A 10556-nucleotide genomic window follows, 5' to 3' on the forward strand; every position below is an offset into this window, starting at 1 on the left:
GGGTCCTTCAGTTTGCTTCTTGTAGCTTTGATGCATCAGTTGAAGAGATTTTTCACACATTATTGGTTGGTGCTACCCTATTTATTTGTAGCAAAGAACAACTGTTGTCTGGTGAAGAATTTGTTCGATATCTGGAAATGAAATCCATCAGCACTCTTACAGTGCCTCCATCTTACTTAAGGGCGCTTCCGCAAAGTGAATTGCCGAGCCTTACTACATTGGTAACAGCTGGAGAACCTTGCTCGAAAGAACTGATTGCCCAATGGGGCTATAATCGCCGATTTATAAATGCTTATGGTCCCACCGAAGCTACGGTTTGTACTACACTCTCTGATGAAGTAGAGGAAAAAGTAAGTATCGGACGTCCTATAAATAACAAAAAGGTTTATATTATAAATCCATTAGGCCAATTGCAGCCTATTGGTGTCCCTGGTGAACTTTGTATAGGAGGTGAAGGACTTGCAAGAGGATATTTAAATCAGCCTTCACTAACGGCGGAACGTTTTATTGATCATCCACTACTACCAGGAGCGAGAATATATTGTACAGGTGATCAGGCAAGATGGCTTCCAGATGGACGAATTGAATATTTAGGCAGACAGGATGAACAAGTGAAAATTCGCGGTTATAGAATTGAGATTGGAGAGATAGAGGCTACCTTGTTGAATTTTCCTGATGTAAAAGATGTAAAAGTTATCTGCCGAGAAGATACAAAAGGAAATACTAGTCTCTGTGCGTATGTTGTTCTGAGCGGCGAATTGGAGGCAGGTGAACTGCGACGTTATCTGGCAAGTAAGCTTCCGGAATTTATGATTCCAGAACACTTCCTGCAGCTAGACTCTTTCCCTTTTACTAGCAATGGAAAAATAGATAAGAATAGACTCCCAAGTCCTAAACAAAGAAGGGTCGGAAAGTATACTTTTTCTTTTTCTGATCCTATAGAACAAAAATTATCGGATTTATGGGAAGAAATTCTTGATGTTCCCAATATAGGTATTAATGATAATTTCTTTGAATTGGGAGGACAGTCACTGAAAGGCATAATCTTTGTTTCAAGGTTACAGCAGGAACTGAATATAAAGCTTACCTTAAATGATCTTTTTCTATACCCAATCTTGAAGGAGTTAGCTGATAGCATACGGAATAGAATGAATACCGAACAATACAGCTTTACCGTTCAGGATCCGATTGGATCTGAGATAAAAGGAATAGGAACTGCTAATTTTGAACCGTCTTATAAGATTCCAGCTTATGTTAAGCCAGAATTATATACCGAACAAGAGGTTCTTATAGGCTCAGGGGATATAAAAATTCCGGCTACATTGACAATACCAAAGAAGAAAGGTCCAATTCCTGTAGTAATCCTAATTCCTGGAGACGGCGAGGTAGACCGTGATTCGCGCTTATATGCACTTAAGCCGTTTAAAGATATTGCCCTGGGGCTGGCAAGCCAGAATATAGCTGTTTTACGTTATGAAAAACGAACGAACAAACGTTTTAAGTTTTTTAAAGACTATACTGTATCGGATGAATTTACTGAAGATGCAGTTCAGGCAGTAAAGTTTCTAAGGGAAACAGACAAAATAGAAGTAGATGACATTTTCCTGGTCGGACACTGTCGGGGAGGATGGATGCTTCCTGATATCTTGGATAGAAAAGAAATGGAAGGGATAGCAGGGGGAGTTGTGCTATCTGCTCCAAATCCCCAGGTTTCTGCAGTTGAGATGCTTCTGAATAAAACAGACTTACCTGGTTTATCTTCCGAAGAATTGAAACTGTGCAGAGAGCAACTGAGGATGATTCAATATCTTCCTATCGATAAAATTAACCCGAAAAAGTTTCGCTTAGCTCCGAGTGTTAAATGGTGGCATAGTTTAAAAGATTATATTCCTAGCCAGTCCTCGATACTAAAAGATTTTCCGTTCTTAGTACTTCAGGGAGGAAGGGATATTAATATAACAGAAGATGATTTCGAAAAATGGAAGGAAGTTTTGTCGGAGAATAGGAATGCAGTATTTAGCTATTATAAAAAGTTAAATCACGCTTACGTAGAGGGAGAAGGACCTGGAACTATGGAAGAGTATCTGCTTCCTGGTAATGTTCCTGAGTATATAGTAGAAGAGATAGGTAATTGGATCAAAGAAAAAATTAAGGTTGTGAACTAGTGAAACAAGATGCCTATGCAGTTTTAAAATGCATAGGCAATCTAGAGAGTGGGTGATGAACATGATTACATTATATGCAGTCAGAAACTCGGTAAGTTGGGATAGTATAGAAATTGATGGAATATTAGAGACTATTCATCTGGCAGACAAGGTAAGAATCCTTAAATTTAAAAAAAATGAAGACAAAATGAGGGCGCTTCTAGCAGTACTTCTAGCCCGCTATGCTCTTGCTACTGCTCTTCAAATGCCAGAGGAGGAACTGATTGTTGAGCGTCTTGAAAATGGACGGCCTTTTCTTAAAGAACCAGCTGAATGGAAAGGTGATTTTAACCTTACCCATTCTGGCGAATGGGTAGTATGTGCCATCACCTCGGCTGGGAGAATAGGAGTAGATACGGAGAAGATTGAGGAGATTGATATAAATTTATTTAAGAGTGTTCTTACAAGAACTGAGTTAGAAGTACTTACTGGTAACAAGGAAGATTCCATCCCTACTTTTTTTAGTTTATGGTCTCGAAAAGAATCATTTGTGAAAGCATTAGGAACAGGATTATCCTATCCTTTGGAAAAAGTGGAGTTTGTTCCTATACCAGCTTCTGACAGTTATCAAGTTTACCCGTTGGGTGGGAACTTTATCACTTCTTGGTATTGTAAAGATTTTTATTTGGATAAGGGATATAGTTTAGCGGTTTGTACAGATAAACTGCCCTTCCCTGAATCCCTAAACTTTCTTGATGCCTCAGACTTATTAAGCGGGCAGATGTCGAAAAGCTATGTCAGTATAAATGAATAAGTAAAAATATAATAAAATTCAAGGTTAGAAAAATAAAAAAGGAGGAGTCAGCTTGAGTATCAATAAAAATAGTTTTTATTATTATAAACCTCAAAAAAAACCTTTGGTCCGGCTCTTATGTTTTCCCTATGCAGGAGGTAGTGCATTGGCTTACCGCCAATGGAATCAAATTCTTGCTGAAGAAGTAGAAGTTTGCCCGGTACAGCTTCCAGGAAGAGAAAATCGACTAGCAGAAGAGCCTATTCGGTCTCTGCCAACGTTAATCTCTTTCCTTGCAGATGAATTGGAGCCTGTTCTTAACAGCCCTATACCGTACGCTTTCTTTGGTCATAGTATGGGGGCTTTAATAAGTTACGAATTGGCTATAGAAATGAAAAAACGTTCATGGCAGATGCCTATAAGGCTATTTTTATCAGGGAAAAGTTCTCCTCAAGTGTCTAAAAGGGAGACACCTACATATAATCTTCCGAAAAAAGAATTTATCGAGGAACTTAGAAAAATGAATGGTACACCAGAAGAAGTATTGGATAATCATGAGATAATGGACCTGTTTTTACCGATTCTAAGAGCTGATTTTGAACTTGTCGATAATTATCAATATGAAAAATCAAGCATGTTAAGTTGTCCAATAACAGTCTTTGGTGGTATAGATGATCCGTCAATCAAAACAGAGGAATTGAAACATTGGAAAGAACTTACGACAAACCATTTTAATATGCACCTTTTTCCAGGAGATCATTTTTTTATCTATGAAAATGAAAAAAAATTGCTTAAGGTAGTTAATGAAGAACTAACCTATAAATTTCAGAAAACAAGGTAAAAACATTCCTTAATCTTGAAAAGGACTGTCATTTTTGACGGTCCTTTGCTTGTTGAGAAAGGGATGCTTTTTCTTGTAACAGCATTTTTTATTAACATTTCCATATTTTACAAAGTGGCTGTGAGGATAGCCTACTCACTTATATTTCTTGATTATAGCAATCTGCAGTAGTAAAGTCTGTACGACTTCATTTTGTCTTTTCTATACTGAATAGATTATTTTTTCCAGATGTAGATAGCTAGTTTAATCTGGTCTTTATTCTATGCGCTTCCTATATGTGACGAGTTACATCCTTGTTCTCATTTTCCCCTCAATCACTCCATTTGCTATTAATTCTTCTAAAGCAGTGATGACAGTACTTCGGTTTACTTTAAACGACTCGGCTAATTTTCACCGGTTCGGAATTTTACTTCTAATTGGTTATTCTCCGTAGGCGTTTTTTTGAGAATTAGAAAATTATTAATATTAAAGAAAATTTTGGTGTGTTCACAAACGATACTACTCACTAAAAACTCTCCTTTCATATTGTTTTCGATTCAAAGTGGTTGAGTTAGTAATTGTTCAACTGGTTGGAGACATATTACTAAGTATTTATTAAGATGAGAAATATTAACGAAGTAGAAAAGATATTGGCTGCTTTCTAATTCTATAAGAGGAAGTGATGAGATGGAAATCAAATGGGATTTTCGTGTTATAGTGGCTTATGGTCTTACTATTTTTCTATGGGCTTCAGCTTTTCCAGGAATACGGGTTGGATTAGAATCCTATACACCTGAACATCTTGCTCTTTTTCGATTACTAATTGGCTCTGCATTGCTTGTATTTATTGCTATAATCATTCGTATGCGATTACCACAATTAAAGGATATTCCTGCTATTTTATTGTTAGGTTTTTTAGGTTTTACTGTCTACCATACAGCTTTAAACATTGGAGAGAAAACAGTGAGTGCAGGTGTTGCGAGTCTTCTTGTTTCAACAACTCCTATTTTTTCGGCTCTTTTAGCTGTTTGGTTTCTGCGTGAACGGTTTGGATTATCGAGATGGACTGGATCTGTTATAAGTTTTTTGGGAGTAGCTTTGATTTCATTTGCTACAGAGGGAGATGTTGAAATTACTAGTGGGATTTTGTTTATTCTTTTAGCATCCTTTTCAGAAAGTGTATATTTTGTTTTTCAAACACGTTATTTAAAAAAGTATGGATTTTTTGCATTTACAACCTATACGATTTGGGCAGGGACATTTTTTATGCTTTTTTTTCTCCCAGGACTAACGAGTGAAATGATGAAATCATCTATAGAATCAACACTTAGCATTGTTTACTTAGGTCTCTTCCCTACGGTTATTCCTTACCTTGCATTAGCGTACGTTACATCACGTGTTGGTGCTTCGGAAGCTACAAGTTCTCTTTACCTAACACCGGCTCTTGCATTTGTTATTGCATGGATATGGCTTGGAGAGGTACCGACTTTACTTACCGTTATAGGTGGGGGAGTCACACTGTTTGGAGTTTTGTTCATCCAACTCAAAGTAGATAAATTCCAACAAAATGCAAAGCAAAATATACAACATGGAGAAAAAATCTAAGGAAGTGAGGATTTATGATGAAAGGAAGATAACTATGATTTCCGAAGGTACAGTAAGTTATACCTAAGGTATTTTCTGTATATTAAGAATGTTTGGTTTTCATTTTAAACCTCGAATCAGAAATCTAGATAGTTTTCTCCTTTCTACAATTGAAAGGATCAATGAATTTATTAATCTCAAGGGGGAAGGGGCAATTACTCATCGGGTGGAAGTAAAAAAGATAGAGAACAATTTCACCCGAAATTTCTTAGAAGATATCTGTATCCTTAAAAAAATGTTAATGATTCCAATCATTACTTCTGTCTTGTCAAATTCCTTCATAGTTGCCAATATACGCCGATAGAACAGTCCAATTCCTTCTTGCATAAGAAACAGGAAATGCTTTTTGTAGCACAAGACCTGGCTCATCAATGATGATTAGCGTAATGAGTTCGTTTAGCTATATCCATTCCAATTCCAATTGCAAGATTAGCATCGGTAACTTGATTAATTTTAAGTAAAATCTATATAGAGTTTTTCATGGCTACAAACTAGGGGGCAATCCTGCAGATTTGACACCCCATATCATTTGTAAGGACAGGGGGATATTATTAGGAATTAGAGAAATTTATGGGGAATTTGTGACTGCTAAACCATTTGAGAGTTACATGATTCCGGTTTTTCGCCCTATTACATACAACCTATTGTATATTGTGCGATTATGAAAATTTGGAGGAAGGGTTATCCCTTCCAAACGTTTCGGTCTTCTTAGTAAATGTTATCAAAACTACTTAATTAATTGTAAGAGAAGGCTATCGAGAATTTCACAACAGTTTTCTCTTACGATTAATTTATTCTAGTTCTATTTTATACTATGTTAATGTTAAGGGGTGAGGAAACTCCTTGCGTAGAGCAAACAAAAATTAGGATAATCACGGAAAAAGCAAGTAAGTATTTTTATGATAAAAACCCTTACTTTTTAATTTTTTTTAGAATTTCTTTACAGTACTCAAAATAATGAGCAGACTGCTTATATTTTTGGTTTTTCTTAAAATATTCTGCTAATAGTTCTGAGTAGTAGATGGCATTACGGTACAAGCTGTTCTTTTCAAAATAAGGAAGTGCAATTTTTTTTGCGTAATATACAAATTCTTCAAATTCTTTGTTGTGTAAATGCTTAAGTAGTTTATACTCGTGTTTTAACTCTAGATTTTTTGTTTTCCTTTCTAATATTTCTGCCTTTTGTATCCATAAAAGTAATTGTCTATTTTCTTTTTTGTTATACAGTGCTTTTATGATACATAATATAGTTATTAATTTTCCATCGTAATTATGTTCCTGTTTAAGATCCAAACTCTTTTTGTAATGATCTAATGCTTTGGTTTTATCGCCTCTTAGATAATAAAAATGCCCTATATTATGTTCGATAATGCCCAAAGCCTCTTCGTTCCTGATCTTCTTTGCAAGTATGTTTGCCCAGTTGAAATTTGTCTCAGCTTCATCAAATTGTTCCATCCGCTGATAAAGAATACCCAAAAGTAGGTGACATTCGCTGCTACGGTCTAGATTATAAATCTCTCTGAATATGTCAAGTGCTTGATTGGTAAAAACGATTGCCTGAAAGTGTTTTTCAATTTTAGTTGCAGTAAGCCCTAATGAATAAAGAACATCTGCTTTTTCAAGAGAAGGTGTATCACTGTTAAAAAGGGATTCAGCTTCTTTATAAGAATCAAAAGCGTTTTCAAACTCATTGTTCATATATTCATAGTTACCTTTAAATTTGAAATAATAGAAAGACATTTCTTTTGAAAAATTATTTGAAATTCCTGAAATTTTCTTGAAAAGATTTTTAGCTTCTTGAAGCTTTCCTAAAGTTAGAAGAAATCTAATATTGACAAGCTGAAATAGAGAGTATGGTTCAAAAGAGCTTTTAATTGTAATTTTTTTTGAGAGGTTATTATAGGTTTCAGCAGATTTTTCTATATCTCTATCGACTATTTGCTGATACCACAAACGAATCTCCTCACACAGCTTTTGGTCGTGCTGAACATCCTCCGTAATATTTAGCCTGTTAAACAATTCTTCTATAATATCAGAGCTAGCAGTAATCTGGCCATTCTCAATTTTAGATAAGTAGGAAATGGAAATTAATCCTGATGCTAATTCTTCTTGAGTAAGAGACATTTTTGTACGATGAAATTTAATGTTTTGCCCTACGTGCAAAATTTCACCCCTCTGATAATATTTTTTTTACAATAATTAGTATACGAAAATGTCGTAATATTTTAAAGAGTGAATTTAATATTTCGGGAAAATTCATTTTCTAAAAGCACATCCTCTCAGAATTTAGGTTCTGTTGAAGTTTTTATGCCTCAGTCACTTGGTGTTGATTTAAGATAGTGTTAATTCAGTTGGCAGCTAACTTTGAAACATTGTAAATTAACGTCACTAGTTAAAAGTAAAATTTGGTGTATTTTCCCGTTCAATAATGAACATTGTTCAATTGAAATAATTGCGTGAGATAAGCATTTACACATTCCAGAGCGGTAGGCACTTAAATATAGTTTTCTAAACTTTTGATACTCTAACTGGTGTTCTATATCTTCTAAGAGCTATATTGATTTTTAAGTTTACCTGCACAAATTCTTGTTAACACTGAAAATATAAAAAGTAGGAGGGAAAGTGTGTGAACCACAAATAATTTTTAGAAGTTTATAATCAAAGGCCTAATGAAGTATATTACCTATTCAAATCACAAGAAAAAACAATTGAATATCTCCCCCATAACTTCAAGTTGTTTCAAATCGTGCTTCGGCTTTTGAATTTTACATTAAAAACTCTACAAACAGTCATAAACCACTTTCATTCCATGGACTAGATAAACCGAAAGTGAAAAGAACATAATGGTTATATGCGTTGAGTGTAGATAAAGTTATGTCACAGTATGTTCATGAAAAATGTGGAACAGGTGCACATAATTTTACACTGACACGAAGCTTTTTAAGTACACTAAAAAAGAAAAAAAGAATTTATTTGTATCCATAAAATAAGTAATGAAAACGGGAAAAATAGAATTATTCTAAACATAGCTGTCGAGTTTATTTTTGATATAATTAACTTTATTGGTATTGGAAGGAATCTAAGTAGTTGCGATTTTCACTTTGTATACCTTTTGATAGAGAACATCATTAGCTAAAGGAGGATCTCGATATTTCCTTTAGCTAATGTATTTAATTGTTTGGTGTTTTTGTCAAAAATATAATAAATAATAACAGCTTGATGTACCATTTGATAAAATTAGATATAAATGGAATCCTCTTTATAATTATAGTGAAAAAGGAATAATTTATTGCCATATAGTTAAGTTCGATTAGTTTATAAAAATGTAACTTCTTAGTTATCACAACGACGATGGTATCAATGTCATTAATAGAAAAAATAGCTTCAAATCGTTGGATTGGTTTTAAATCTCTTGTAGGTCAAACAGGATTTCATGTCGTATAATATAGTCATAAGGAGTTTTCTTTCAATATTAGAATTTATGTGGTACTTATTCATTTGGAAATTTTGGATAGATACTCCATCTTTTGTGCTTAGAAGCCTTTAGTACGTCATTTCCAAAGTTATAGAATTGATTCAATGTCTATAACATATAAAATTTTTTATAGGAGGTTAATATGTTTAATGAAAGAGAAGCTTTAAAAGTAAGGCTTGAACAGCTTGTTGAAATGGAAGAAAGAAATCGGAAAATGTTTCAAGAAGAAAGGAAAGAAATTTTTAACAGGTTAAGGGAACTGGACAACCAGGATAGATTATCTACTTATACAGTGGGGCATTCAGGTAAAGCAGAGGATACCAAATATGAACAAATGCACAACTTAGATGAGGAGATTCAAGAGAGTTCGGAAAAAAATGAGTTTAGGAAAAAAGGGTATCACCAAAAAACATGGATTCTTAGAAATGCAGCTATAGATATACTGAAACAACACCAGGTAGCAATGCCGTTGAAGGAATTGAAGAAAGAAATTGAAACAGAAACTGGGGTAGAACTAAGCAATATTTCTTTATTTATGACAAATTTAATGAAAAAGGAAGATAATATTGTAAAAGCTACCCATGGACAGTATATGTACATAGGGAATAACAGTTAGTACACTATATAATTGACTTGAATTTTTGACATTTACTTTAGCTTAAGTCAAGCCTATGTAGTACGGATTGAGGTACCTGTGAAATTTCTTCAAAAAATGATTGTACCGCTTCTTTGATAGATGCTTGTGTTGGTGATGACGATGTTCTCGTATAAAAACTTGAACGACCTTAAAATGCTTAATTTTAACATCAACTGTAACTATGAAAATTAAATTTATTTTTATACTTGTTTAATACATACTAAAGGACTGTTAAAAAATCTCCTTCTCTACATGAAGAAGCGACTCGGTGTACGATTTCCCCTGTTTGTGCCTCCTCGGTACCAAAGATAGTCACACTGGCATGCATTTCATCCTGATATAAGAGTACTATATTGTCGGTTAACAGCTTTTTAAAGTTATATGGGGTTGATGCGAAAAAAATGCTGTTTTTTCAAAGCGGTTTTAGCAAGCGTATAAGGTAGGTGATTCTACTGAATTTTCAAACGAAATAATATGTGTAAAATTCCAGTTGCACTTATTTCACTATCGTAGGTGTGACGGATATACACTTTCAGAATTAGCATAGTCCAAGATAGAGTTATTCCTAGTTCGTGATCATTTGATAAACTAGTAAGAATTATTTCCTTTAAGGAGTTTTTGATGACCTTGATTAAGGAAACTTTTACGTCCTGGAGGGAGCGATTTTACGATCCAATAAAGAGCTCTAGTCCACCTTCATTAAAACTCTTCGCATATTTGGAAACAGACTGAAGATGTATATTACAAATTTCGGCTGCTTCTTTACCAACTTTTCCTTACATTATAATTGGTACAACTTCAAGTCGTGTTCGAGAATCGACTTTTTTCTCTTGTTTTTCAAGTTTTCGTAGACTAGAAGTTTCTATACCATGGGGATCTTTAATTTCTAGCTGCTTCATAGGTCTTTCTATTTCCGTACCTCTTTTCTTATCAAACAGTATAGATAATAACTTGAAAGCTTAGGCATAAGAAGATGAAAAAATTAGTCATTTATATATAGTTTGAGAAATAAAGAGATTTAATTGGTGAATATTGTATAAATT

6 protein-coding genes and 1 pseudogene are annotated in these 10556 nt (G+C 34.2%); 5 read left to right on the forward strand and 2 right to left on the reverse strand.

All coding sequences use genetic code 11. From position 1 onward, the window contains the following. The 3 genes from ABWK52_RS06700 to ABWK52_RS06710 all read left to right on the forward strand — a co-directional run. Positions 1-2165: AMP-binding protein (locus ABWK52_RS06700; protein WP_141537401.1), on the forward strand; the 2165-nt coding region annotated here is incomplete at its 5' end. A 61-nt stretch (positions 2166-2226) separates the two neighbouring features. Next, entirely contained in the window at positions 2227-2958 is a 732-nt protein-coding gene (locus ABWK52_RS06705; RefSeq protein ID WP_176527140.1) for a 4'-phosphopantetheinyl transferase family protein, read from the forward strand. Between the two features lie 52 nt (positions 2959-3010). Beyond that, the gene (locus ABWK52_RS06710) at positions 3011-3778 is read left to right on the forward strand and encodes a thioesterase II family protein (RefSeq protein ID WP_098508615.1); all 768 of its coding nucleotides are present in this window, start codon (positions 3011-3013) and stop codon (positions 3776-3778) included. 300 nt (positions 3779-4078) lie between these two features. Here ABWK52_RS06710 and ABWK52_RS06715 read toward each other — a convergent pair. Then, a pseudogene (locus ABWK52_RS06715) lies at positions 4079-4198 on the reverse strand (GntR family transcriptional regulator); the annotation flags it as partial. Between the two features lie 246 nt (positions 4199-4444). Between ABWK52_RS06715 and ABWK52_RS06720 the strand changes: the two are divergent. After that, positions 4445-5362 carry a DMT family transporter gene (locus tag ABWK52_RS06720; protein WP_098508614.1) on the forward strand — a complete coding sequence of 306 codons (918 nt, stop codon included), beginning with the start codon at positions 4445-4447 and terminating at the stop codon, positions 5360-5362. A gap of 951 nt (positions 5363-6313) precedes the next feature. On the opposite strand, the gene ABWK52_RS06725 is transcribed toward ABWK52_RS06720, so the two are convergent. After that, on the reverse strand, positions 6314-7564 hold the full coding sequence (locus ABWK52_RS06725) for a tetratricopeptide repeat protein (RefSeq protein ID WP_098542038.1): 1251 nt from the start codon (positions 7562-7564) through the stop codon (positions 6314-6316). 1454 nt (positions 7565-9018) lie between these two features. Here ABWK52_RS06725 and ABWK52_RS06730 point away from each other — a divergent pair. Continuing rightward, positions 9019-9492, forward strand: a complete 474-nt coding sequence (locus tag ABWK52_RS06730) for a Rok-like winged helix domain-containing protein (protein ID WP_098508609.1) — start codon at positions 9019-9021, stop codon at positions 9490-9492. The last annotated feature ends 1064 nt before the right edge of the window (positions 9493-10556 follow it).

The sequence above is a fragment of the Bacillus sp. AP50 genome, from assembly GCF_040492675.1.
Classification (GTDB): domain Bacteria; phylum Bacillota; class Bacilli; order Bacillales; family Bacillaceae_G; genus Bacillus_A; species Bacillus_A cereus.

Excerpts from the sequence above, each read along its gene's own strand:
- ABWK52_RS06705 (WP_176527140.1), top strand. The coding sequence starts at position 2,227 with ATGATTACATTATATGCAGTCAGAAACTCGGTAAGTTGGGATAGTATA.
- ABWK52_RS06730 (WP_098508609.1), top strand. The coding sequence starts at position 9,019 with ATGTTTAATGAAAGAGAAGCTTTAAAAGTAAGGCTTGAACAGCTTGTT.
- ABWK52_RS06720 (WP_098508614.1), top strand. The coding sequence starts at position 4,445 with ATGGAAATCAAATGGGATTTTCGTGTTATAGTGGCTTATGGTCTTACT.